This window comes from Terriglobus tenax, from assembly GCF_025685395.1.
GTDB classification, from domain to species: Bacteria; Acidobacteriota; Terriglobia; order Terriglobales; family Acidobacteriaceae; genus Terriglobus; species Terriglobus tenax.
On record NZ_JAGSYA010000004.1, the window covers coordinates 2,144,872 to 2,166,747 of the forward strand.

The 21,876-nt window shown below is 61.8% G+C and carries 22 protein-coding genes; 9 read left to right on the top strand and 13 right to left on the bottom strand.

Annotation, left to right across the window (positions count from 1 at the left end; genetic code table 11):
* Positions 1–56: 56 nt before the first annotated feature.
* Entirely contained in the window at positions 57–605 is a 549-nt protein-coding gene (locus OHL13_RS14470) for an outer membrane beta-barrel protein (protein ID WP_263410835.1), read from the bottom strand.
* Positions 606–638: 33 nt separating this feature from the next.
* Between OHL13_RS14470 and trpC the strand changes: the two genes are divergently transcribed.
* From trpC to OHL13_RS14500, 6 genes are all read left to right on the top strand, one after another.
* Positions 639–1,421, top strand: a complete 783-nt coding sequence (gene trpC, locus OHL13_RS14475) for an indole-3-glycerol phosphate synthase TrpC (RefSeq protein WP_263410836.1) — start codon at positions 639–641, stop codon at positions 1,419–1,421.
* Positions 1,422–1,427: 6 nt separating this feature from the next.
* On the top strand, positions 1,428–2,099 hold the full coding sequence (locus OHL13_RS14480) for a phosphoribosylanthranilate isomerase (RefSeq protein WP_263410837.1): 672 nt from the start codon (positions 1,428–1,430) through the stop codon (positions 2,097–2,099).
* A gap of 142 nt (positions 2,100–2,241) precedes the next feature.
* Complete coding sequence (locus tag OHL13_RS14485; RefSeq protein ID WP_263410838.1) at positions 2,242–2,742, top strand: MerR family transcriptional regulator; 501 nt, start codon at positions 2,242–2,244, stop codon at positions 2,740–2,742.
* A gap of 5 nt (positions 2,743–2,747) precedes the next feature.
* Positions 2,748–3,215 carry a hypothetical protein gene (locus tag OHL13_RS14490; protein WP_263410839.1) on the top strand — a complete coding sequence of 156 codons (468 nt, stop codon included), beginning with the start codon at positions 2,748–2,750 and terminating at the stop codon, positions 3,213–3,215.
* 119 nt (positions 3,216–3,334) lie between these two features.
* A complete protein-coding gene (gene murJ / locus OHL13_RS14495) occupies positions 3,335–4,936 on the top strand; it encodes a murein biosynthesis integral membrane protein MurJ (protein WP_263410840.1) in 1,602 nt (533 codons plus the stop codon).
* A gap of 115 nt (positions 4,937–5,051) precedes the next feature.
* Entirely contained in the window at positions 5,052–6,629 is a 1,578-nt protein-coding gene (locus OHL13_RS14500; RefSeq protein ID WP_263410841.1) for an EAL domain-containing protein, read from the top strand.
* A 59-nt stretch (positions 6,630–6,688) separates the two neighbouring features.
* Here OHL13_RS14500 and OHL13_RS14505 read toward each other — a convergent pair whose 3' ends face one another.
* The 5 genes from OHL13_RS14505 to OHL13_RS14525 all read right to left on the bottom strand — a co-directional run bounded on the left by OHL13_RS14505 (position 6,689) and on the right by OHL13_RS14525 (position 11,888).
* Positions 6,689–8,275 carry an outer membrane protein assembly factor BamB family protein gene (locus OHL13_RS14505; protein WP_263410842.1) on the bottom strand — a complete coding sequence of 529 codons (1,587 nt, stop codon included), beginning with the start codon at positions 8,273–8,275 and terminating at the stop codon, positions 6,689–6,691.
* A gap of 29 nt (positions 8,276–8,304) precedes the next feature.
* Entirely contained in the window at positions 8,305–9,882 is a 1,578-nt protein-coding gene (locus OHL13_RS14510; RefSeq protein WP_263410843.1) for an outer membrane protein assembly factor BamB family protein, read from the bottom strand.
* A 309-nt stretch (positions 9,883–10,191) separates the two neighbouring features.
* Positions 10,192–10,782, bottom strand: coding sequence for a periplasmic heavy metal sensor (locus tag OHL13_RS14515; RefSeq protein WP_263410844.1), 591 nt, complete (start codon positions 10,780–10,782; stop codon positions 10,192–10,194).
* A gap of 27 nt (positions 10,783–10,809) precedes the next feature.
* Positions 10,810–11,286 carry a hypothetical protein gene (locus tag OHL13_RS14520; RefSeq protein ID WP_263410845.1) on the bottom strand — a complete coding sequence of 159 codons (477 nt, stop codon included), beginning with the start codon at positions 11,284–11,286 and terminating at the stop codon, positions 10,810–10,812.
* Positions 11,283–11,888, bottom strand: coding sequence for an RNA polymerase sigma factor (locus tag OHL13_RS14525; RefSeq protein WP_263410846.1), 606 nt, complete (start codon positions 11,886–11,888; stop codon positions 11,283–11,285). The genes OHL13_RS14520 and OHL13_RS14525 overlap by 4 nt, the downstream gene beginning before the upstream one ends.
* Positions 11,889–12,128: 240 nt before the next feature.
* Between OHL13_RS14525 and OHL13_RS14530 the strand changes: the two genes are divergently transcribed.
* The 3 genes from OHL13_RS14530 to OHL13_RS14540 all read left to right on the top strand — a co-directional run bounded on the left by OHL13_RS14530 (position 12,129) and on the right by OHL13_RS14540 (position 14,040).
* Positions 12,129–12,740 carry a hypothetical protein gene (locus tag OHL13_RS14530; protein ID WP_263410847.1) on the top strand — a complete coding sequence of 204 codons (612 nt, stop codon included), beginning with the start codon at positions 12,129–12,131 and terminating at the stop codon, positions 12,738–12,740.
* Complete coding sequence (locus OHL13_RS14535; RefSeq protein ID WP_263410848.1) at positions 12,737–13,135, top strand: transcriptional regulator; 399 nt, start codon at positions 12,737–12,739, stop codon at positions 13,133–13,135. Before OHL13_RS14530 ends, OHL13_RS14535 begins: the two co-directional genes overlap by 4 nt.
* A 218-nt stretch (positions 13,136–13,353) precedes the next feature.
* Positions 13,354–14,040: a cell envelope integrity protein CreD gene (locus OHL13_RS14540; protein ID WP_263410849.1), complete on the top strand. Its 687-nt coding sequence runs from the start codon at positions 13,354–13,356 to the stop codon at positions 14,038–14,040.
* A gap of 7 nt (positions 14,041–14,047) precedes the next feature.
* On the opposite strand, the gene OHL13_RS14545 is transcribed toward OHL13_RS14540, so the two are convergent.
* The 7 genes from OHL13_RS14545 to trpB all read right to left on the bottom strand — a co-directional run bounded on the left by OHL13_RS14545 (position 14,048) and on the right by trpB (position 21,792).
* Entirely contained in the window at positions 14,048–15,367 is a 1,320-nt protein-coding gene (locus tag OHL13_RS14545) for a TolC family protein (RefSeq protein WP_263410850.1), read from the bottom strand.
* An 11-nt stretch (positions 15,368–15,378) separates the two neighbouring features.
* Positions 15,379–16,998 carry an MFS transporter gene (locus OHL13_RS14550; RefSeq protein WP_263410851.1) on the bottom strand — a complete coding sequence of 540 codons (1,620 nt, stop codon included), beginning with the start codon at positions 16,996–16,998 and terminating at the stop codon, positions 15,379–15,381.
* A complete protein-coding gene (locus OHL13_RS14555) occupies positions 16,998–18,107 on the bottom strand; it encodes an HlyD family secretion protein (protein WP_263410852.1) in 1,110 nt (369 codons plus the stop codon). Before OHL13_RS14555 ends, OHL13_RS14550 begins: the two co-directional genes overlap by 1 nt.
* Positions 18,108–18,382: 275 nt before the next feature.
* The gene (gene aroF / locus OHL13_RS14560) at positions 18,383–19,399 is read right to left on the bottom strand and encodes a 3-deoxy-7-phosphoheptulonate synthase (RefSeq protein WP_263410853.1); all 1,017 of its coding nucleotides are present in this window, start codon (positions 19,397–19,399) and stop codon (positions 18,383–18,385) included.
* Positions 19,400–19,450: 51 nt separating this feature from the next.
* The gene (gene pheA, locus OHL13_RS14565) at positions 19,451–19,714 is read right to left on the bottom strand and encodes a chorismate mutase (protein WP_263410854.1); all 264 of its coding nucleotides are present in this window, start codon (positions 19,712–19,714) and stop codon (positions 19,451–19,453) included.
* 40 nt (positions 19,715–19,754) lie between these two features.
* The gene (gene trpA, locus OHL13_RS14570; protein WP_263410855.1) at positions 19,755–20,516 is read right to left on the bottom strand and encodes a tryptophan synthase subunit alpha; all 762 of its coding nucleotides are present in this window, start codon (positions 20,514–20,516) and stop codon (positions 19,755–19,757) included.
* A gap of 52 nt (positions 20,517–20,568) precedes the next feature.
* Entirely contained in the window at positions 20,569–21,792 is a 1,224-nt protein-coding gene (gene trpB, locus OHL13_RS14575; protein WP_263410856.1) for a tryptophan synthase subunit beta, read from the bottom strand.
* Positions 21,793–21,876: the final 84 nt, after the last annotated feature.

A 21,876-nucleotide genomic window follows, 5' to 3' on the forward strand; every position in this document is an offset into this window, starting at 1 on the left:
AAAAGCCTGAACCCGGCCACAAAGCCGGGTTCAAAAGGCGTGAATCCCGCAAAGCGTTACGGCAGGTGGAAGACCACGCCCATGCTGATGCTCTTCAGCGTGTTGCTGGTGTTATTGGCGTGGATGGAGCCGACTCCGAACTCCACCAGGCGGACGTCCATGATGGAGGCGAGCCGCAGGTCAACGCCAGCAAAGCCCTCATAGGCAAGGCCGCCCTTGATCTCCCGCGAGATGCCGAAGTTGCTGCCGCCCCAGCCGACGGAGCCCTGCACATAGGGCTTGATCCAGGTAACGGGCAGCGTGGTGCTGGCGCGAACGCCGCCAAGTACCGTGTGAACACGCGTGCCAACGCCGTTGAAGCCGTTGTCATTTCCCTGCTTGCTGCTGGCGACATTGCCACGCAGGTCAGCGCCAAGCTTCACGCGGCCGAACTGTTTGAAGTCGTAATACACGCCGCCACCGCCACCGACCGGGGCAATGTTTTTGCCGTTGATGCCGATCTGCTGCACATTGACAGTGCCATAAACACCCAACTGGGCGCGGGCGGAGACGGTAAAGGCAGCTACGGCAAGGGCGAGCAACAGCGAAAGGCGACGGAAATTCATGCTGGCACCAGTGTATCTACAATGGGGACAGGCATGTCGACCCATCTGGAACGTATCTTAGCCAATACCCGCGTGGAGGTGGCCGCCCGCAAGGCAGCGACAGACCTTTCCGCGCTGGAGACGTCCGCCGCAGCTCATACGCCGCGCGGCTTTGCGCGCGCCCTGAACGAGCGGGCCAAAATCGCCCCGGCCGTAATCGCCGAGTTGAAAAAAGCCTCTCCCTCGAAGGGCCTGATCCGTGCCGAGTTTGAGCCGGTAGCCCTGGGCAAGGAGCTGGAGGCCGCCGGAGCCACCTGCCTTTCCATCCTGACCGACGAGGTTTTTTTTCAGGGCGGGCTGGAAAATCTGCGCCGCGTCTCGGCAGAGGTCACCATTCCCTGCCTGCGCAAGGATTTTATGGTCGATTCCTTCCAGGTAGTGGAGGCCCGTGCCGCCGGAGCTGACTGCATCCTGCTGATTATGGCGGCGCTGCCGAACGACGAGCTGCGCATTCTGCGCGATGCCGCCCGCAGCTATGGCCTGGACGTGTTGTGCGAGGTGCACGACCAGCAGGAGCTGGACCGCGCGCTGGAACTGGACTGCGAATGCGTGGGCGTGAACAGCCGCAACCTGAAGACCTTTGATGTTTCGATTGAGCGCGCCGTGGAGCTGGCTTCCCAGCTTCCGGAGGGCGTGGTGCGGGTGGCAGAGAGCGGCATCACCTCACGCCAGGATGTAGAGAACCTGCGCGTGGCCGGCTTTGACGCCTTTCTGATTGGCGAGACGCTGATGCGCCAGCCGTCGCCGGGCGCCATGCTGCGCACACTGATTGGATAAACCGCCATGTGGGTAAAGATCTGCGCCAACACGAACCTGGAAGACGCCAGGCTGGCCGCTGCCCTGGGAGCGGATGCGCTGGGCTTCGTCTTCGCGGCGGTAAGCACCCGCCGTGTAACTCCGGAACAGGTCGCGCCAATTGTGCGTGAGCTGCCGGAGGCGGTGGAGAAGATCGGCGTCTTCGCGGAGCTGGAGTTTGCAAGCATTCGCGCTGCGGTGGAGTTTTCCGGGCTGACGGGGGTCCAGTTGCACGGAAGCTACGATCCTGAGCTGATCAAGGCTCTGCGCCGGGAGTTCGATGGCCGTATCGACATTCTGCAGACCCTGCACTGGCAGGTGACCGCCGGGCTGGAGCAGGCGGAGGCGTTTGAAGCCAATGCACGCCGCGTGGCCGAAGACGGACTGGTGACACGGCTGCTGGTGGATGCCAAGACACCGAAGGGCGATGGCGGCACAGGCACGGTCTTTGACTGGACGATGGCGAAACCCAGCTTTGAGGTGGCACGTCGTGCCATGCCGGTGGTGCTGGCCGGTGGCCTGACCCCGGACAACGTCGCCGAAGCGATCCGCACACTGCACCCCTGGGGCGTGGATATTGCCAGCGGCGTGGAATGTGCCCCGGGAAAGAAAGATCCCGCGAAGCTGAAGGCGTTTGTTACGGCGGCGAAGGCAGGCTGAGGCGAACTATGTTTTTTCTGCCTGCATCGAAATACGGGGCAACCAAAGTGCGCTCTTGCCCCCTCTCTTTAACGTTTCAGGTTTGTAAATTGCAACTTTTCCGGGCCTATAATCAGTCCGATACGGGGAAGAAGATGTAGCCATGGCCCTGGGCGAAGCGCGAACCAAGATACCGGGAAAGCCGGACAAGATTCCGGACAAGCTGTACTTCCGGATTGGCGAAGTTGCACGCCTGTGCGGCGTGCCGGCCTACGTGCTGCGCTTCTGGGAGAGCGAGTTCCCTGCCCTGAAGCCCAACAAGGGCGGCACCGGGCAAAGGCTTTACCGCCGCCGGGATGTTGAGTTTGCGCTACGCGTCAAGCAGCTTTTGTACGACGAGGGCTACACCATTGCCGGGGCACGGCAGGTGTTCAAGTCCGAACAGAAGCACAAGGAAGCGCCGGCCACCCTGTTCCGCATGGAAGAGACGGTGGACCGGAGCAAGATGGACGGTATTCGCCAGGAGATGCGATCGTTGATCGATCTGCTGTCGCAGCCTCCGGGTGCAGCTTCCTCTCCTGCCAAACGGCGTACGGCCAGCCGCAAGCCAAACATAACGCCGGAAGATTCTTCCGCCTCCACAGCACCAGAGCGTTTATTCTGAGGAACATGCAGGGGCCCGAACGGTTATCGCAGGACGAACGGCGGGAGATCCGCCGACAGGCACAGGCCGCGACAGGTGTCCGGCTGGTGCGCGAAGATGAGCATGGCGTACGCTGCCTGTTCTGCCCCGGAACCTCGTTCCGGCGCTCGAAGCTGCGCACCTCTGACCTGCCGCAGGTTCTTCTGCTGCGGTATCCGGTGCGTTGCCTGACCTGCAGCCAGCGGCAGTATGCCAGCATTCCCGTGGCCGGGCTTTCGGTCCCCGCCAGCGTGCGCCATTCGCGTGCGCCGCGGCCCCAGGAGACCTGGAAGAGCTGGACGGACGGATCGGGCGACGACCCGAGCATCGTCAAGGCGCGTACGCCCTCGTATAAGCCCTACACCACGGTGAAGGTGGCCGAGGCACAGGCCGGCAAAAAACCTGCGGCCAGCAAGCCGGTGCGCAAGCCTGAACAGGACGACGCGATCTGGTAATTCCGGCACCGGATTCCCACACTCTCCACCGAGCTTGTGGAGGTGTGGATATCGCAGAGGAATCCGCTTTGCCATGAGGCCTGCGGAAAGCCGCACCCGTAGAATCAACTCTGGCGCGCATGCAGGTTGACCCACAACAAAAAGAGCAGACACCCTCGCCTCGCGGATGGACGCGCTGGCTGAGACCGGGAGCTTCGCATACGGCGTTTTCCGCATCGCTGCTGTTGATGGCCAGCAGCCTGATGAGCGGTGTATTCGCCCTGGTGCGGCAGAAGCTGATCGCGCACCTGTTTGGCGCGACCAACGCTACGGATGCCTACCTGGGCGCCTACGAGCTGCCGGACATGGTCAGCTACTTCCTGATCGGCGGCGTGGTCTCGTCAACCTTTGTCAGCCTGCTGAGCGGCTACCGCGAACGCGGTGAAGAGGCTGAGGGCGACCGTGCCCTGTGCATCATTCTGAACACGATGGCTCTGATTCTGACGGTAGCCATTGTGGCGGCTGAGTTCTTTGCTCCCTGGTATGTGCGCGTGAAGTTCCCTCACTTTGACGCAGAGACGGCCGCGCAGTGCGTAAGCCTGACGCGCGTTCTGCTGCCCGCGCAGTTGTTCTTCTTCATGGGCGGCGTCTTCGGGTCAAAGCTGCTGGTGCGGAAGATCTTCGTCTTCCAGGCGCTGAACCCCATCCTCTACAACCTGGGCATTATTGTGGGCGCCGTGTTGCTGCATAAGCGCCTGGGGCTGCACTCACTGGCGATTGGCGCGGTGGCCGGCGCAGGCTTCGGGGCGTTTCTGATGAACCTGATCGGCGCACGGCGCGAAGGCATGCGCTGGCAGCCGGTGCTGGACTTCCGGCATCCTGCGTTGAAGCAATGGCTGAAGCTGGCGCTGCCGCTAATGATTGGCCAGTCGCTGACCACGTGGGACCAGTGGATCCGCACCTTCTTTGCATCGCAGGGCGCGGGCGACATCAGCCGCCTGGCGTATGCCAAGCAGTTGTTCAATTCGCCGATGGGAATTCTTGGGCCGGCGGCGGGCGCGGCATCGCTTCCCTTCTTCGCATCGCTGTACAGCCAGGGCAAGTTTGCGGAGTTTGGCGGAGCGGTGAATCGCGCTGTCACCCGCCTGATCGCCGCGTCGCTCCTGCTGGCGGGGTGGATGATGGCGCTGGCGGGGCCTCTGGTGGATGTGACGCTGCGGGGCGGCCGCATGGATGAAGCCAGCGCACGCACGACGGCGTGGCTGTTCACCGTCTTCTGCCTGTCACTGTTTCTGTGGACATCGCAGAACCTGTATGCCCGCGCCTTTTATGCGGCCAGCAATACGTTCACTCCCATGCTCTCCGGCACGATCGTGACCGCGGTTTCCATTCCTGTGTACTGGCTGCTGTTTCACACGATGGGCGTGGAGGGGCTGGCGTGGGCCTCTAATATCGGCATTCTGCTGCATACGGTTGCCCTGGCACTGCTGCTGCAATACAAAGGACTTACTCCCATTGCGGGGCTCGAGTTTGGAGAGCTGGCGCGCTCGCTGGTAGCCGCGGGAGCGGGATGGGCTGCGATTACGGCTGTGCTGCATCTGCTGCCTGCATTGCATGGCCATATCCAGAACCTTGCGGCGATTGCCGGAGCCAGTTTGCTGTGGCTTGCGGTGGTGTATGTCGTGTTGAAGACATCGGGATCAAAGCTTCCCTCCCAGATTTTGGGAAGATTCGCGCGTTAGTTGCCGGAATAAGAACGGCGAAGTCCCGATCGATGCAATACCATGGACGTATCCGTTCCTTACAAACATTTGCATGGTGCATGCGCAGAGCTTCGTCTAGCGAAGGAGCTTTGGGGTGACACCTTCTCCAAACACCAGGAAGACCATCCTGGCGATTGTTCTTTGCTCAATATCGCTGCTGCTTCCCATTGGGGTGTCGCTGCAGCTGTCCTGGACGCAGAGCGAGACAAGCGCGCGCAACGAGAGCTTTTCTTATGCGCGTGACGTACTACGCCGCGCGGAGAAGACTTCGGACCAGATGGTGGATGCCGTTAAACGTGTCCATGCCGCACATCTTCCACACTGCTCCGAAGCAGAGCTTACGCTGATGCGCGACATCGATCTTGATTCGGATTATGTGCAGGCGATTGGGCGTATCAATAACAACACGATTGCCTGCAGCTCTGTTACGGGACAGACGTCTGTGCCCCTGCATGATCCGAATTTTGTAGCGGAGAACGGCCTTGCGCAGTATCTAAATGTGAGGATCACAGTTGGCCAGTGGCGTCCGCTGAATATCTTTGCGCTGAATGGCCTTGCGGTGATCACGGACCCGGAGTTGCCGCTGGATGTGTCACTGGACGAACGTGATCTGAATATTGCGATCGTCACTCCCATGACCAACAAACCGAATATCGTGGCCTCACGCGGAGAACAGCTCGATCCCCGCTGGGTACGTTCCATTCCGCGAGGCACGGAACGCAGTTATGCCGTGGATGGCTACCTGGTGACCGCCATACGATCTTCCCGCTATGACCTGATGGTGCTGGTGGCTGTTCCAAGACAGCACATGTACCGCAAGGTGAAGCAGATTGCGCTGATCTTCGTTCCGCTGGGCGTGTTGTGCGGGGCCGGGCTGATATGGGCCGGCATGTACCTGGCGCGCGCCCGCTCTTCGTTTGACAGCCGGCTGAAGGCAGCCATTCGCAGGAAAGAGTTCTACGTGGAGTACCAGCCGATAGTCGACCTGAGGACCGAACGCTGGACCGGCGCCGAGGCGCTGGTTCGATGGAGGCAGGGAGATACGATCATTCGCCCGGATTACTTTATCCCCATGGCCGAGGACCGGCACCTGATCCGCCGGATTACCGAGCTTGTGATCGACCGCGTTGCCGAAGACCTGCCGGAGATTCTGAAGCTGGACCCTGCCTTCAAGGTCGCCATCAACCTGTCGCCGGATGACCTGCGGTCGCAGGACACCATCACGATGCTGGAAAGACTCCTGGCCATCGAGATCGTATGCGCCGCCAACCTGGAGATTGAAGCCACTGAACACGCCTTTGCCGATGGACAGGAAACCCGCCGGGTGATGGAGCAGATACGCTCGCTTGGTATCACGGTCGCCATTGATGACTTTGGCATTGGCTATTCCAGCCTTTCGCGGCTGCAGTCGTTCCGCTTCGACACGCTGAAGATCGATAAGTCGTTCGTGGACTCCATTGGCACGGACAGCGTGACCAGCGACGTGGTGCTGCACATTATCGACCTGGCCCGGCTGCTGAAGCTGAGTGTAGTGGCTGAAGGTGTGGAGAGTGAAGCGCAGGCCAGCCAGTTGCGCGCCTATGGCGTCAAGCTGGCGCAGGGATGGCACTACTCCCGGTCACTGCCGTTGCCGGTACTGCTGGACAGTATGCGGTCGCGCATCGAAGACTAACGAACAGAAGCAGAAGGGCCACCCTTGCGGGTGGCCCTTGCTTGTTCCTATGCTACGGCTTACTTCTTCAGACCGAAGCAGTAGAGCTTGCCATCGTAGGTGCCGATGTAGAGCTTGCCGTTCGAGATGGTGACGTCAGAGAAGTGGTTGAAGCCGGTGATGCTGTCGCCGCTGGACCAGATCTCCTTGCCGGTCTGTCCGTCCAGCACATACACGGTGGCATGGTTGGACTTGGCAGCGCGGATGGTGGAATCAAAGTTCAGGCCGATATCGGGCCAGGCCTGCTGCGTGTTGTCGCCGCTGCCGTGGGTGATGATCAGACCGTTCGCGATGACCGGAGGATCGCCGCGGAACATGTCATGCGAGATCCAGACAGGATCGAGCGTGGGCTTGCCGGCCTTCTCCACCACCTTGAAGGCAGCTACGCCACCTTCTTTGGCTGCAGGCGTGTTGGTGATGGGAAACTTGGTCTGCTCAGGAGCCGAAGGACCCCAGAACGGAACCACAACCCAGCGCGTTCCGGCCTTGTCCTCCCAGGAGGAGACAGCGCCCCAGCTTCCGGCATTCTGGAAGTCGGCGGCGAAGTTGCAGAACAGCTCCGTGCGGTAGAGAGGGGTGTGGTGGTCAGCGGTGCCGCCCAGGTTCTTCGGGTCAAGCAGGTAGACCTTGCACTCCTTGCCGGAGGCCGCCATCAGCTCCTTGCCCTTGTAGGTGAAGACCGTCGGCGTGTTGTTGGGATCGAGGTCGCGCTTGCGCAGCCAGTCCCAGTTCGGCGGCGTGAACCAGTCCTTCACATGCCAGAAGCCGTCTTCCTTCAACTCGAAGCCGACGACCGAGTTGCCAATCATCGGGTTCTTCGGGTCGCTGGTCACGTCATAGATACCGTCGCCTGTGGTGGTCCACACGGTGCCGTCCGCAGTGATGACCGGACCACGGCGACCCCACAGTCCACCGCCGCCGCCAAAGCCGGCGGTCTTGTGAACTACTTTGGTCTTGATATCGACGGAGATGATGCCGCCGCGGCCGCGGTAGTCCGCAAAGATGATCTGGTCTTTGTAGAGCTGTACGCCGAACTTATTGATGACGCCGGTGGCGATGGGTCCGAAGACGATATCGCCGGTCGCGGCATCCAGACCAACGACGTTACCCTTGCCGTCAACCATGTACAGCGTGCGCTTGCCGCTGGCGTCCGCGTCAGAGATAGCCGGAACACCAGTGGTGCCGCCGGGTCCAAGGAAATTGAGGTGGCGCGGATCCGACGGGCCGCTGCGCTGCATGCCCGGAGGGCCCTGCTGCTGCGGAGGAGCCGGCTCAAAGGTCTTGCGCCAGATCTCCTTGCCGCTGTCGGCATCGAAGGCGTAAATAACATCGGACACGCCCAGGACATAGAGCATGTTCTTCTCGCCCGCTGCCGTCTTCAGGCCATGAATGGCGAGCGGCGTCATGAGGGCGTGCAGGGCGTGGGGTTTGACGTCGGTCTGGATGGACCAGAGCAGCGAGAGGTCTTTGGCGTTGTCCTTGGTCAGGACAGTCTCGTCCTTGGCCCAGCCGGAGCGGATGGTGTCACCACCGTCCATCGTCCAGTTCTGGGCGAGGGCGGCGCCGCAGCTCAGGGCCACGGCAGCGAGTGTGATGAGTTTCTTCATACTCTTATCTCCCTGTAAAACGGAGCGCATTACCGCTCAAACGGCACGCCAAAGGCGTACACGGTGTTGTCGTAGGTCGGAACGTAGGCACGGCCATTGGCATAACCCAGACCGCCGACGCCGAAGCTGGTGATCTGCGTTCCGCTGGACCAGACTTCCTTGCCGGTGGCTGCATCCAGGAAATAGAGCGTCGCCGGCTTGGAGCCCTTGACCACCTCAGCGATAGAAGCGAGGCTGCCGTCCTTCTTCACCACGGGAGCTTCGCCTGTCGAGAGCGCCAGCACCAGGCCGGTGCCCACAATGGGAGCCGCTGGTGTGACCAGGTTGCGCGAGACCCACTGCTGAGTGATGGTTACGGCTCCGTCCTTGCTCTCAATCTTGAAGGCGACGATGGAACCGCTGGCCGCGGGGCCGTTGGCGCCTACCTTGGCGGTGGTTGCTCCGCGAACGGAAGCGTAGACCCAGCGCGCGTTGCTGGCCGACTCGTCTTCCCAGGTGGCGAAGTTACCGTAGAAGCTGGTGACGCCATCCGGAGTGAAGACAGGCTCAGAGGTAGCGACCGCGGTCTTGTGGTCGGTTCCACCAAGCTTGTCGCCGTCCAGCAGATACAGGCGGCCATCGCGGCCACCGGCTAGGACGTAGTCCTTGCTGGCCATCTGGAAGACGGCCGGGGTGACTCCGGCGACGCCCTTCTTCAGGGCCGGAGCGGAAGTGGCCGGCGTGAACCAGTCGGTAACCTCAAGCGACTTGGGGTCAAGCGCGACCACCGTGTCGTTGTAGGTTCCGGCGGCGGTTCCCTTGCCCTCGGCGATCATGCCGTAGACCTGGTTCTTGCTGCCGATGCTGACGCCGCCGGTACCGGAAAACCCGCTGCCGCCCGTGAGGAACTTGGTGACAGAATACTCGGCAGGCTTGACCAGTGGCTGGTCAGGCATATCTGGCAATACCGGCGGCGTAAAGCTGGCGGCGTAGAGGCCGTTGTCGCCGGAGCAGCTGTCGACCGTAGCGCCGTAGATCACATTGTTGTTGAAGTTCAGGCCAGTGACCTTGGAGCCGGCGGGGACGAAAGGCACCGGAGCAACGTACTCGGCGTTGCCGTCCTGCTGGCGCGCGGTATAGAGCTTGCCATCGCTGGAGACAGACCAGACATAACCGGCCAGGCGCTGGAAGCCGCGGCGGCCCGAGCTGTTGCCGGGCATGACGACGGAGGCCGTCTGGCCACCCGAGCAGAGCGCGGTAGGCTTGGCGGTTGGCTTAGAGCCCAGCTTGGTCTCAAAGTATTTTTCGCCCAGGTCGGAGTCGATGGAATACAGCGTGTTACTGCTGCCACCAACGAACAGGAGCTCTTTAAAGCCAGCCCATCCGATGAGCTGCGTCAGGTCAATCGGCGCGGAGAGGCCGTCCAGACCGGCGTTGACATTGGGAAACTTGTACTTGTACATGAGCTTGACCTTGCCCTTTTCGGCATCGGCCTTCGTCAGGTACTTGTCGTTGCGGGCCCAGCCATCGCGCTGTGCGTTTCCGCCAACGCTTGGCCAGTCCGCAGCCCAAAGTGTGGCGCACGCCGAAACCGCGATGCATGCCGACCAAAGATATTTCCTACGCATGGGTATGACCTCCCTCCAGAAGTCCAGAGTGTGTTCTGGACATGTACTGCAGCAGATAACAATACGGACAAGCCGTGAACTGTTGGCCTTAAGGACGGACAGGGAACGAAATTTTGAGACGTCTTAAGCCGATGACGTTAGACCATACCCGAAACATGGTTGTCAACGGGGAACATCGCTTCTCCCTTCGTTGCAAACCCGCGAAAACGCTGGACAAAATGAGACGGGAGAGGCCCCGGGAAAGACGCAGAAGAGAGGGAATTTGACCGCAAAAACAACAAACCCGCCGGGCTGGCGGGTTGGGGCGGATTATTCCGAAGGCGGCGGGCTGCCGCGGTGCGACTCCAGCTTGTGCCACTGGTCGACCGTCATCTCGCGACGGATCCCCAGGAGCATACGGGCATTGGCCTTCTCCAGTTCGGCACGCGCCTGGGCGACACGGTCAATCTGCGCGAGGATGCGGTTTTCGTCCGGCTGTTCAGCTGAAACCAGCGGGCCAAGAGCATCTTCCTCTTTGCGCAGGGAGCGGTAGAGGGTGGCCAGGGTGCCGCGGTTGGCGTCAACGATGGCGTCCATGCGGGCGCGCTGGTCCTTCTGGATACCTATGGACTCAGCAAACTTCTTGTTGTCCCACCAGCGACCGGGAGGGCCAACCTGCAGCCCGCCGCGGATGGTGCTGACCGATCCGGGAGATCCGCCGCTGAAGGGGGGCGGCCCGTTATGACGGTCCGGGAAGTTGCTGCCGTTTCCGCCGAAGCCGCCGCCATTGCCCATGGGCGGACGTCCGCCGCCGCCACCCATACCACCGCCAGGGCCACCGGGGCCCTGGGCAAGTGCGGTTGAGGCGGCAAACAGAAGGGCAAGCAGGCCACAGGCAGCGAGTTGGAGTCGGAATGTCATCTGGCGAATGGGTTGAAGGTTGATAGTTTATCGCCGAGCCGTCTTGTCTTTGCCGTTTTCTTCGACAAAGGCTGCCTCATGCTGGACAGCGGGCTGTGCGATTTCCTGGTTGATGGCGGCCATCAGAGCATTGTCGGCGGCGATCTGTTCGGCCGTCGGTACAGGGGAGGCGTGCTGCACGGCAGCGTTCGGCTCCGGCGCGTCGTCGCGTGTGAGGAACGGCACCGCCACCGCGATGGCGAGTACAGCAGCTACGGCCATACCGGCCGCGGGTCGAAACGAGAGTCCCAGGCGTGCCAGCAGACCGGGCTGCGGTGTGGGAATGGCGGCGACACGCTGGCGGCTCCAATCCATGGAGACCTCGCGCAGCATACCCATCGTCTCCTCGACGCGGGTCAGCTCCTGCCGGCAGTGATCGCAGGCGGCCAGGTGGGAGGCAGCAGAACCGCCTTCGTCCAGACCCAGCAGAAGATCGGTGAACTGTTCGTCTGTGAGGTGCTTCATCGTGGCCCTCCCAGTGTAGATGCGTTTGGGCCCAACTGCGCACGAATGGCAGTGACGGCACGGTGCAGATGCGTTTTGACGGTGTTGACCGGCATACCGGTCACCTGGGCAATCTCCGCCAGGTCCATCTCTTCAAGAAATCGCATGACAAATACAGACCGCTGACGCTCAGAAAGAGTTGCAAGCGCGGCGTGAACCCCCTTGACGCGCTCTCGGGCAATCAGCGCGGACTCCGGCGAACTGGAGCGCGAGCCGATCTGGTGCGCCATGTCAGTGACGTCGGCCGCCGTGGAGCGGAAGTTGCGCCAGAACTTGAACTTCTGGGTGCGAACCTGATCGCGCACAAGGTTGGTGGCAATCGACATGAGCCAGGTGGAGACGGAGCAGTCCCCGCGGAAGCTGGCCCGGTTGGCATAAGCCTTCACGAAACAGTCCTGGGTGATGGATTCTGCCAGGTCCGTATCGTTGATGGCATACGCCACATACCGATAAACCTTTGCACGGTAGAGCCGCACCAGAGCGTCAATGTCTTCAAGCTCTTGCGTGCGGGCCTCCTGCCGTGCGGCAAAAGAGAGTATCGCGGTGCTGGCGGTGGCGTTCATACATCTGTTTTTGACGGGGATTCCGCCGGACTAGAGTACACCGGCCATGCAAAGGAGATGCAATCACCGTATTCAGCTGGCTGGGCATTGAAACCATCACGAAAGAAACTGGGTTTTGGACGCATGCTGGCCGGGTTCGTCACGCAGGGAGCCACCGGTCTGCAGAGCGCTTCGGAAAAACTACCGCTTGACACTTTGTAGTGCAAAGAATAACTTTGCACTACAAAGTAGAGGACGCGTATGAGTGATCTCAACCGGGCACTTCTCGACATCCAGAACATTCGCCGCCAGGTAGCGGCCAGCACGGAGTTCCGCGGCTATGGGCCGCTGACGCTTTCCTCGACGGCGGTGCTGGCGCTGCTGGCGGGTGTAGCGCAGTCGCAATGGCTGACGGAACCGGCAGCGCATCCGCAAATGTACGTCGCGTTGTGGTTGGGTACCGCACTGGTGTGCGCGGCGCTGATCGGGACGCAGATGATGACGCGGGCCAATCGCCTGCACTCGGGCATGGCGGACGCGATGATCCGGCTGGCGGTAGCGCAGTTTCTGCCGGCAGCTATTGCGGGTACGGTGCTTCCCTTTGTGCTGCTGCGGGTTTCGCGGGATGTCTTCTGGATGCTGCCCGGACTGTGGCAGGTGATCTTCAGCCTGGGTGTCTTTGCCAGCTGCCGGGGATTACCGAAGAAGATGCTGCTGGCAGGCGCCTGGTTTCTGCTGACCGGCATGGCCTGCCTTGCGCTGGGAGACAGCCGCGCGCTGGCTCCGGTGGCCATGGCGGTTCCCTTCGCCGGAGGCATGGCGATGGTGGCGATGGTTCATCAACTGTCGGCCAAGGAAGGAGGAGACGCATGAAGACGCCGAAGAACTCCGCAACCGCGGCTCCGTTTGCCTATGAAGGCCTGGATCGCGTGATCCATGAGCGGGCACGGCTGAGCATTCTGACCTCGCTGATGACGCATCCGCACGGGCTGAGCTTTCTGGAATTGAAACAGATGTGCGCCCTGACCGATGGCAACCTGGCGCGCCACCTGCAGGTGCTGGAAGAGGATGGCATGGTGAAACTGGGCAAGGAGGAGATCTCCGCCGGTGGCCGTGTGCAGACCACCGCCCGGATCACGCCTGCGGGCCGCAAGCGTTTTCTGGAGTACCTGACGACGCTGGAGCAGGTGGTGCGCGACGCAGCAGCAGCCGTGGAGACGCCGGACGAGGATCTGCTGCAGCGCAAGCTGGCGCCGCAGGGAGCGTAACGCGAGATATCCCACCCTTTGTCTTCGACAAAGAGTGGGGGCCGTTTGGCATGCTGCGAAGAGAAGCAGATCCATACGGGATGACAAACAAGAAAGACAAGCGCGGATCTTGCTTCGGGAGTTCGTGGAGTCAATCCATGTTGTTTGATGTGCTGGAGTTTACCGACGTACGTTCTCGAACTTTGCAACACAAAGTTAAACCAAGGAGAGATACAACCATGATGAGTACGAATGCCCCCACCCCTTTTGCTGTAATCGGCAGACATGCCCGGTCGCGCGGCGTGAAGCTGTTTGTGATTTCGTTCCTGGCGCTGGTGATGAGCATCTCCGGCGTGTTTGTAGACAACCTGAACGACGAGCGAGCGCGGAACCATGGGGCTGCGGCAGCGGCCTTTGAGTACCAGGGAGCTGTGCAGCCGGCGACGGTGATAGGCATCCGCATGGTGGACTCCTACCGGTCGATGCGGCGGTCGCTGCATTACATTCCGCTCTTTCTGGGGCTGGTGTTTCTGACGTACTTCCTCTTCGAGGTAACGACAGGAAAGAGCGTGCATCCGGCGCAGTATGTGATGGTGGGTGTGGCGCAGGTGATCTTCTACCTGCTGTTGCTGTCGCTAGCCGAGCACATCGGCTTTGACTGGAGCTTCCTGATTGCGGGCGCGGCGACGATCAGCCTGTTCTCCATCAATACGGAGTGGATCTTTAAGAGCAGAGCTTTGGCGATGCGTGCGTTGACGATCTTCACGCTGCTGTATGGGTTCATTTATGTGCTGCTGCGGGTAGAGGCCTATGCACTGTTGATTGGAGCCATTGCCGCATTTATCGCGATTGCACTGGCCATGTACATGACGCGCGATGTGGACTGGTATGGATCGGGCTCGAATGAAGAGAGCGCGGCTGAGTAGGCTGCCTTCATTCATGTTGGCCAAGGCCGAGTGTCTTGCGCAGCTCACCCTGCGCGAGCACGAGGCCGAGGTTGGCTTCCATGGCGCTGGCGGTGGAGGAACTGAGCTGGGCTTCAGCGGTGATCTGCTGTGAGGGAAGCGCGGCGTGCAGTTCGACCTGTTTCGTCTTGACGCGGGCGGCTTCGGCGCGCACCTGCTTTACCTCTTCGGCAAGATGGGCCAGGCCTTGCATGCGCTCGACCTTGTCGTAGGCGGCGTTGGCTTCGGCTTCGATGTGCGCGGTGACGTCTGCGAGCTTTACTTCGGCCTGGCGGAGTTGAATGCGCGACTTGCCCAGCTCGGCTTCGCGCTTGCCGCCGTCGAAGAGTTCGTAATGGAAGGCGACCCCGAAGGCACCGAAGTTGTGAACGAGGAAAGGGATGCCGCTCTGGTAGTTGTAGTGGGCGTAGGCAGTGACGTCGGGGATGTAGGCATCGCGTGCAACGGCAAGACCGGCGCGGGCGCGCTCTACGGTGGCCTTGGCACTGCGAACCTCAGGGCTTTCTGTGAGCGCGCGTCGAATGCCTTCGGCGCGTGATGGCAGATCGACGGCAGCGTTGGCGGAGGTCTCGTCAAGATCGAAGACCGTGTTGACCGGAAGGCCAAGCAGATAAGCAAGCGTCAGGCTGGTGTCGCTGATGGCGAGCTGTTCGGTAAGCAGATCCTGCCTGGCCTGCAGCACGCTGGCGCGGCTTTCAAGCTCGGAGACGTCGAGTGCTTCGCCGCGCTGTACCTGGTCGTGGGCTTCCTGCAGGCTTGCCTCAGAGGCTTTCAGTTGCTGTTCGGCTGCATGCTTCTTCCATTGCGCGATCAGCACGCCGTAGTAAACCTGGCGGACTTTCAGGGCGACGGTATCGCGCGCATCTTCCAACTCAATCTCGGCGACTTTGACTCCGGCGGCCGCGGCCTTGTTGCCTTCGTGGACTTTGAAGAGCTGCGTCATGGGTTGATTGAGCATGGTGCGGCTCAGGTAGCTGGTGCTGGCGCCCTGGCCCACGGTGACGGTTTCGACGGGCGTGTTGTTGCCAAGTGCACCCTTAGGCAGTGTGACGCCTTGCAGCTCGGTGATGTGCGAGGCCTGGCTCTCGTTGCTGAGTTGCGGGAAGTAGTGCGAGCGCGCTTCGTCTTTCTCGCGCTGCTTGCCGCTGACTTCGAGCCGTGCGAGCTCGAGGGTGCGGTTCTGCCGCAGGGCCTGGTCGATGGCCTCGTTGAGCGTAAGGTGCACGGGGGCGGCCTGTTGTGCACAGGCGGTGGCGGTGACCATCAGGGCAAAGAGGTATCGCTTCAAGGTGGTTCTCCTTACGAGGGGTTAGCGGCTTTCGCTTCCCGGAATCCGATCTTCATGACGCCGACGCAGGCCAGCACGCAGAGCGCGGCGACGGAGGCCCAGGCGAGCGTGAGGAAGCAGTCGGCAATGCTGAGGGTAAAGGCCTGCTGGCGCACCTGCAGGGTGAGCAGAGCACCGGCGCGCGCGGCGGCTTCCGATGTTCCGGTGGAGTGCGGCGTCATGCCGCCCTGCAGAAGGCGCAGGCGATGTTGGGTGGCGGGGTCGGCCATCTGTACATGCAGGCCAAGCAGGTTGGAGTGTGTCTGCTCGCGCAGAGAGATCCAGTGTTGCATGAAGGCGACGCCGAGCTCTCCACCCATCAGACGCACGGTTTGAAAGAAGCCGGAGAAGGTGAGCGCGTTGATGGGCTGCTGGATGGCACCGGAGTTGACGACCTCAAGAATGATGCTGCCGACCAGGCCGTTGAGTGCGATGCCTTGCCCCATGGCGAGCACGAGCTGCGAGGGCCAGAAGCTGGAGCCTGCCCATTGGGCATCGAGTTGCGCGTTGAGCAGGCAGCCTATGGCGATGAGGGTGAAGCCGATGCCGAGCACCAGCCGCGAATCGATGCGTCCCAGCAGCCAGATACCGAGCAGGCCAGCGAGCACCTGCGGAAGCGCAATCCAGAGAAGGACGGGGCCGGTTTCTTCGGGGCGATAGCCATGCACGCTGGCGAGGAAGCTGGGGAGCAGAACGACGGTACTGAGCAACAGGAAACGGAAGGCCGCGAGAAGCACTGCGAGGAAGATGACGTTGCGGCGCAGAAGGAAGCGGAGGTTGATGAGCGGGTTAGGCTCCATCATGCGGCGTACCAGAGCGGTGGTCCAGAGGAAGAGGCCGGAGGCGAGGAGAGCGATGAAGGTGCGCGAGTTCCACCAGTCGAGCCGCTGGCCCTGGTCGAGCGCTGTGTAGATAAGCGCAGCGCCCAGGCTGAAGTAGAGAAAGCCGCGCCAGTTGGGGCGAGGCTGTCCGGGCTTGGGTTGCGGCAGTGGCTGCGGTGCGATGCCGAAGTGGACGCAGAGCAGCATCACTGGCGTAAGCAGTGCGCCGAACCAGAAGATCCATCGCCAGGAGAGGTTGCCGACGAGGATGGCTTCAGTGGAATGCGCGATGTGTGTGGTGAAGACGACGTCTGCGCCATAAACAGCGATGCCGAAGAGCACATAGCGCATGGGCAGGTTGCGCAGGATGAACGAAAGCGTGAGCGGATAAAAGGTGCCTGCCGTGAGCCCCGCAAGCGCGAGCAGCACCAGCATCATGGGCAGGCCGCCGGAGAACGGGAGGAAGAAGGCGATGACGGTGTAAAGTGCGCTGCATGCCATCAACACGCGCCGCGGTCCGAGCAGGCCGCCGAGATACACCGAGAAGGGACCGATGAACATGGTGGCGGCGTTGAATGCCGTGCCAAGCCACGAAGCTTCATCCGCGCCCAGGCCAAGTGCGCCGCGAAGATCGGGCAGACCGACCGAAAGCAGGCGGCCCTGCGCGGTGGCGATCATGGCGCCCAGCAGAACGGCAACGATGCCGATCATGGGATGGTGCGTCGGGTGGACAGCTTCTCCGCTGGCCGATTGTGCGGTCTCTGCGGGCATTACTTCACCTTGACGGTTACGGTTGCCGAGAAGCCGGGACGCAGGCGCGCGATCTGCTCCGATGGATCAAGCTGAATCTTGACCGGGACGCGCTGCACCACCTTGGTGAAGTTGCCGGTGGCATTGTCCGGCGGCAGCAGAGCGAACTGCGATCCGCTGGCGGGAGCAATCTGCGCGACGTGGCCTTTCAGCGTGACATCAGGCAGGGCATCGATGTGGACTTCCACGGGATCGCCAGCTTTCATGTGGGCAAGCTGTGTCTCTTTGAAGTTGGCCTGGATCCACGGGCTGCTCTCGACCAGCGAGATGAGCTCCATGCCTGCGGCGACCAATTGGCCGGGGTGTGTTTTGCGCTCGCCCACGGTGCCGGCGAGTGGGGCGCGGATGACGGTGTAGTTCAGGTTGACCTCGGCGACCTGGATCGCCGCTTTTTTCGCGGCGATGTCGGCGCGGAGCACATCGTCCTTGGTGCGCAGCGAGGTCAGCACGCGCTGCTGCCCGGCGAGTGCAACCTGTGCGCCCTTGGCGGCTGCTTCCGCGCGAGCACGATCAGCCTGGCGGCTGGCGAGCAGGGCTTGTGCTTTTTCGGCATCGGCTACGACGGCTTCCACACGCTGACGGGTCGAAGCGCGCGCTGCCAGCAGAGCTTCCTGACGGGCACGCTCGCTGTTGGCGTGTTCCACGTCGGGCTTGGCTGCGGCAATGCCAGCATCGGCGGCGGTGACGGCTGCCTGCGCGGCGGTGATCTGCGTCTCCGCGCCGCGAATCTGTTCTTCCTGCACACGCTTGGCGTCTTCGTTGGCGGTGAGTGATGCTTCAGCAGCGGCAAGCGCAGCCTGTGCCTGGGCGAGAGCAGCGCGGTAGTCTTCGTCCTGCAGCTGCACCAGCACCTGGCCGGGCGTGACGGTGGCGTAATCCTGGACCAGCACCTCTTTCACCGTGCCGCTGACGCGTGTGCTGAGCGGTGTGACGTCGGTGCGGACGTAAGCATCGTCGGTGGATTGCTCAGAGCGGTTAGCGCCCCAGGAGCCCCAGCAGCCTTGAATGGTAAGCGCAAGGGCTGCCGCAATGGCGAGAACGAGAACGGGTACACCAAATTTGCGAAGCACGAGGTGCCTCCTCAGGAACAAGAAAAGTCAGCTTTGCGGAACATCAATGGAAGACAGTAACTAGCTGAGATCAGGGGAAATAGATGCGATACCGCAAGCATACGACATAGATGTAACAGCCGGAAAAAACAAATCCACGGCCCGAAAGTGGGGGAAGAAAACCTGGCTTGCGGGTGAGTGGGAAGAAGGGCGGGGGCGATAAGGTGGCGGTGGCTCAAAAAAAAGCCCCGCTCTTGAACGTGCCGAAGAGCGGGGCGATTTTTTTGTGGAGCGAGTTACAGCTTGCGGCCGACAATCGGCGCGAGCTGCTTCAACTGCGCGTTCAGCTTGTTGAGCTGCTCCGGGAAGAGGGACTGAGCGCCGTCACTCATGGCCTTGTCGGGGTTGGGATGCATCTCCATCAGCAGGCCATCAGCACCGGCGGCGACCGAGGCCAGCGCAAGCGCGGGAACCAGGTCGCGCTTGCCCACGCCGTGTGACGGATCGCCGAAGACAGGCAGGTGGGTCAGCTTCTTGAGCACGGGGATCGCGGAGACATCCATCGTGTTGCGGGTATAGGTCTCGAAGGTGCGAATACCGCGCTCGCAGAGCATGAGGTCGTAGTTGCCGCCGGAGAGGATGTACTCGGCGCTCAACAGAACTTCCTCGATGGTCGCGGCGATGCCGCGCTTCAGCAGGCAGGCGGTACGGGTGTGGCCCAGTTCGCGCAGAAGGTTGAAGTTCTGCATGTTGCGCGCGCCGATCTGGAAGACGTCGACGTAGGGCAGCATGGGCTCAATCTGCGAGATCTCCATGACCTCGGTGATGACCAGAAGGCCGTTCGCATCGGCGGCCTCGCGCATCAGCTTCAGGCCCTCGATACCCATGCCCTGGAAGCTGTACGGCGAGCTGCGGGGTTTGAAGGCGCCGCCACGGAGGAACTTGCTGCCCGACGCGGCAACCTGTTTTGCGGAGAGGTGGATCTGCTCCTTCGATTCGACCGAGCAGGGGCCAGCCATGATGACAATCTCTTCGCCACCGACGACGACGCCATTGCGGAACTTGATTTTTGTGCCCTCGGGGCGGAAGCTGCGGCCGGCGAGCTTATAGGGAGAGGAGATGCGATAGGCGTCCTGCACGCCAGCCAGCACGGTGAACTCGGCGACATCAAATGCCTGCGGCGAGCCTACGCCGGCCAGGATGGTCTGCGCGGCGCCGGTAGTACGGTGCACGGCGAATCCCAGGTCCACCATGCGCTCAATGACGGACTGTATATGTTCTTCGGTGGCTGCATCCTGCATTGCGACGATCATTGCTCTTTCCTCTTCTTTCGTATCTTCTGACGGGAGCCCACGCTCCTTCCGTCAGTTGTCTTTCTTCTGGAGCGCACGCATCACGTCGATGATGCGCTCGTAAATTTTCTGGAGCTCCGCATCCGGCAGCGGGCCGGGGTTGCAACTGCGGATATGCTCAAAGACCTTCTGTTCGCGGCCCGGCTCATACACGGGGAGCGCCTGCTGTGCCTTCAACATGCCGATGTTCTGGGCTGCCTCAGCCCGCTGGTTGATCAGCTTCACAATCTGCTCGTCCAGCTCGTCAATCCGCTTGCGCCAGTCCGCTATCTCCATCGTTTCTGCCTCACTTGGTTTCCCTTCCTGGTAATTGGCGCTAGGCGCGCAGACCCTTGATGAATGCCGCTGCGGCTGCAGGTGCTTCCTGCGGCGTGGATTTTTCGATGATGGCCACGATAGCCGATCCGATCACAGCCGCGTCAGCATACTGTCCCACGGCCTGGACATGTTCTGCATTCGAGACACCGAAGCCCAGAGCAATGGGCTTGCTGGTGAACTGGCGGATGCGGTTGACCAGCTTCTCCGCATCTTCTGAGAGTGTGGTTCCGGCACCGGTGATTCCCGTACGCGAGATGGCGTAGAGGAAGCCCTCGGTGTGCTGGGCGATAGCCTTCAGGCGTTCGTCGGGTGAGGTAGGCGCGGCAAGGAAGACGGGCGCGAGGCCGTTCTGCTTCATCGCGGCCAGGTACTCGGTGGCCTCTTCCACGATCATGTCGGTCAGCAGGACGCCATCAGCTCCTGCGGCCTTTGCGGCAGAGCAAAAGCTCTCCATGCCCATGCGGACGACGGGGTTCAGATAGCTGAAGAGGATCAGCCCCGCCTGCGGGCGGGCTTCGCGAATCTCCTTGCAGAGCGAGAGGACATCGCTCAGGCGGACGCCGCGGGCTACCGCCCGTTCCATCGCGCGCTGAATCACGGGGCCGTCGGCGAGGGGATCGCTGAAGGGCACGCCGAGTTCGAGGACATCGGCACCCGCGTCAATGGCGGCGATGGCGATGGCCTTGGTGGTAGCGAGGTCAGGGTCGCCTGCGGTGAGGTAGATGACGAGGCCGGGTTTCTTGGTGAAGTTAATTGGCATAACGAACAAGCTTTTAGCTGTCAGCTTCTAGCTTTTAGCTAGAGGCCAGGAGCTAGCGGCCATCAGCTCCTTTCAAATCCATCTCCTTGCGGAGGATGCCCATGTCCTTATCGCCGCGGCCGCTGACATTGACCATGATGACGTCACTCTTCGCCATCTTCGGAGCCTGCTTGATGGCCTCCGCTACGGCGTGGGCGGATTCCAGCGCGGGCAGGATGCCTTCCGTGCGTGAGAGCACCTTCAGCGCATCGAGGGCTTCCGCATCCGTGGCGAAGGTGTAGGTCGCGCGGCCCTGGTCGTGCAGCATGGCGTGCTCCGGGCCAACCGAGGCATAGTCCAGACCGGCCGAGACCGAGTGCGTGGTGGCAACCTGTCCGGCGTCGTTCTGCAGGACGTAGCTGTAGGTTCCCTGCAGAACGCCGGGGATGCCTCCGCTGAAGCGGGCAGCATGCTCGCCGAGAGCCGTGCCGCGTCCACCGGCTTCGACGCCGATGAGGCGGACGTTCTGATCCGGGATGAACTCGTAGAAGGCTCCGATGGCGTTGGATCCGCCGCCGACGCAGGCGATGACGGCATCGGGCAGCTTGCCCTCCTGCTCCAGAATCTGCTGCCTGGCTTCCTTGCTGATGACGCGGTGGAAGTCGCGCACCATGGTGGGGTAGGGATGTGCTCCGAGCGCCGAGCCCAGGATGTAGAAGGTGGTGCGGACGTTGGTGACCCAGTCGCGCATGGCCTCGTTGATGGCGTCCTTCAGCGTGGCGGAACCGGAGCCGACGCCGCGCACCTCAGCGCCCAGCAGGCGCATGCGATAGACGTTCAGTTCCTGGCGGCGCATATCTTCCTCGCCCATGTAGATGACGCACTCCAGCCCGAAGAGCGCGCAGACGGTGGCGGTGGCCACGCCGTGCTGGCCTGCGCCGGTCTCCGCAATGATGCGCTGCTTGCCCATGCGGCGGGCGAGCAGCGCCTGGCCGAGAGCGTTGTTGATCTTGTGCGCTCCGGTGTGCAGCAGGTCTTCGCGCTTCAGGTAGATCTTCGCGCCGCCGAGTTGCTCGGTCAGCCGCTTGGCGAAGTAGAGCGGTGTGGGGCGGCCGACGTAGTCCTTCAGCAGCCCGGCAAGCTCATTCTGGAAGGCTGCTTCGTCGCGGACTGCGGCATAGGCCTGCTCCAGCTCCTGCAGGGCGGCCATCAGCGTTTCAGGGACGTAGCGGCCGCCGTAGGCGCCGAAACGGCCGTTGCCGAGGGTTCGAACCGGATCGATGATGCTGTGTTCCATACTCATTCCCTTCTGTTGCAAGCAAAACAAAAGCCGCGACCCTGTTGGGGTTCGCGGCTTCGGTTGGAATCTCGTCGTGTGTTA

What these genes read in the sequence shown, in the direction of transcription:
- OHL13_RS14470 (WP_263410835.1), bottom strand. Translation starts at nt 605, where the DNA reads ATGAATTTCCGTCGCCTTTCGCTGTTGCTCGCCCTTGCCGTAGCTGCC.
- trpC (WP_263410836.1), top strand. Translation starts at nt 639, where the DNA reads ATGTCGACCCATCTGGAACGTATCTTAGCCAATACCCGCGTGGAGGTG.
- OHL13_RS14480 (WP_263410837.1), top strand. Translation starts at nt 1,428, where the DNA reads ATGTGGGTAAAGATCTGCGCCAACACGAACCTGGAAGACGCCAGGCTG.
- OHL13_RS14485 (WP_263410838.1), top strand. Translation starts at nt 2,242, where the DNA reads ATGGCCCTGGGCGAAGCGCGAACCAAGATACCGGGAAAGCCGGACAAG.
- OHL13_RS14490 (WP_263410839.1), top strand. Translation starts at nt 2,748, where the DNA reads ATGCAGGGGCCCGAACGGTTATCGCAGGACGAACGGCGGGAGATCCGC.
- murJ (WP_263410840.1), top strand. Translation starts at nt 3,335, where the DNA reads ATGCAGGTTGACCCACAACAAAAAGAGCAGACACCCTCGCCTCGCGGA.
- OHL13_RS14505 (WP_263410842.1), bottom strand. Translation starts at nt 8,275, where the DNA reads ATGAAGAAACTCATCACACTCGCTGCCGTGGCCCTGAGCTGCGGCGCC.
- OHL13_RS14510 (WP_263410843.1), bottom strand. Translation starts at nt 9,882, where the DNA reads ATGCGTAGGAAATATCTTTGGTCGGCATGCATCGCGGTTTCGGCGTGC.
- OHL13_RS14515 (WP_263410844.1), bottom strand. Translation starts at nt 10,782, where the DNA reads ATGACATTCCGACTCCAACTCGCTGCCTGTGGCCTGCTTGCCCTTCTG.
- OHL13_RS14520 (WP_263410845.1), bottom strand. Translation starts at nt 11,286, where the DNA reads ATGAAGCACCTCACAGACGAACAGTTCACCGATCTTCTGCTGGGTCTG.
- OHL13_RS14525 (WP_263410846.1), bottom strand. Translation starts at nt 11,888, where the DNA reads ATGAACGCCACCGCCAGCACCGCGATACTCTCTTTTGCCGCACGGCAG.
- OHL13_RS14530 (WP_263410847.1), top strand. Translation starts at nt 12,129, where the DNA reads ATGAGTGATCTCAACCGGGCACTTCTCGACATCCAGAACATTCGCCGC.
- OHL13_RS14535 (WP_263410848.1), top strand. Translation starts at nt 12,737, where the DNA reads ATGAAGACGCCGAAGAACTCCGCAACCGCGGCTCCGTTTGCCTATGAA.
- OHL13_RS14540 (WP_263410849.1), top strand. Translation starts at nt 13,354, where the DNA reads ATGATGAGTACGAATGCCCCCACCCCTTTTGCTGTAATCGGCAGACAT.
- OHL13_RS14550 (WP_263410851.1), bottom strand. Translation starts at nt 16,998, where the DNA reads ATGCCCGCAGAGACCGCACAATCGGCCAGCGGAGAAGCTGTCCACCCG.
- aroF (WP_263410853.1), bottom strand. Translation starts at nt 19,399, where the DNA reads ATGATCGTCGCAATGCAGGATGCAGCCACCGAAGAACATATACAGTCC.
- pheA (WP_263410854.1), bottom strand. Translation starts at nt 19,714, where the DNA reads ATGGAGATAGCGGACTGGCGCAAGCGGATTGACGAGCTGGACGAGCAG.
- trpA (WP_263410855.1), bottom strand. Translation starts at nt 20,516, where the DNA reads ATGCCAATTAACTTCACCAAGAAACCCGGCCTCGTCATCTACCTCACC.
- trpB (WP_263410856.1), bottom strand. Translation starts at nt 21,792, where the DNA reads ATGGAACACAGCATCATCGATCCGGTTCGAACCCTCGGCAACGGCCGT.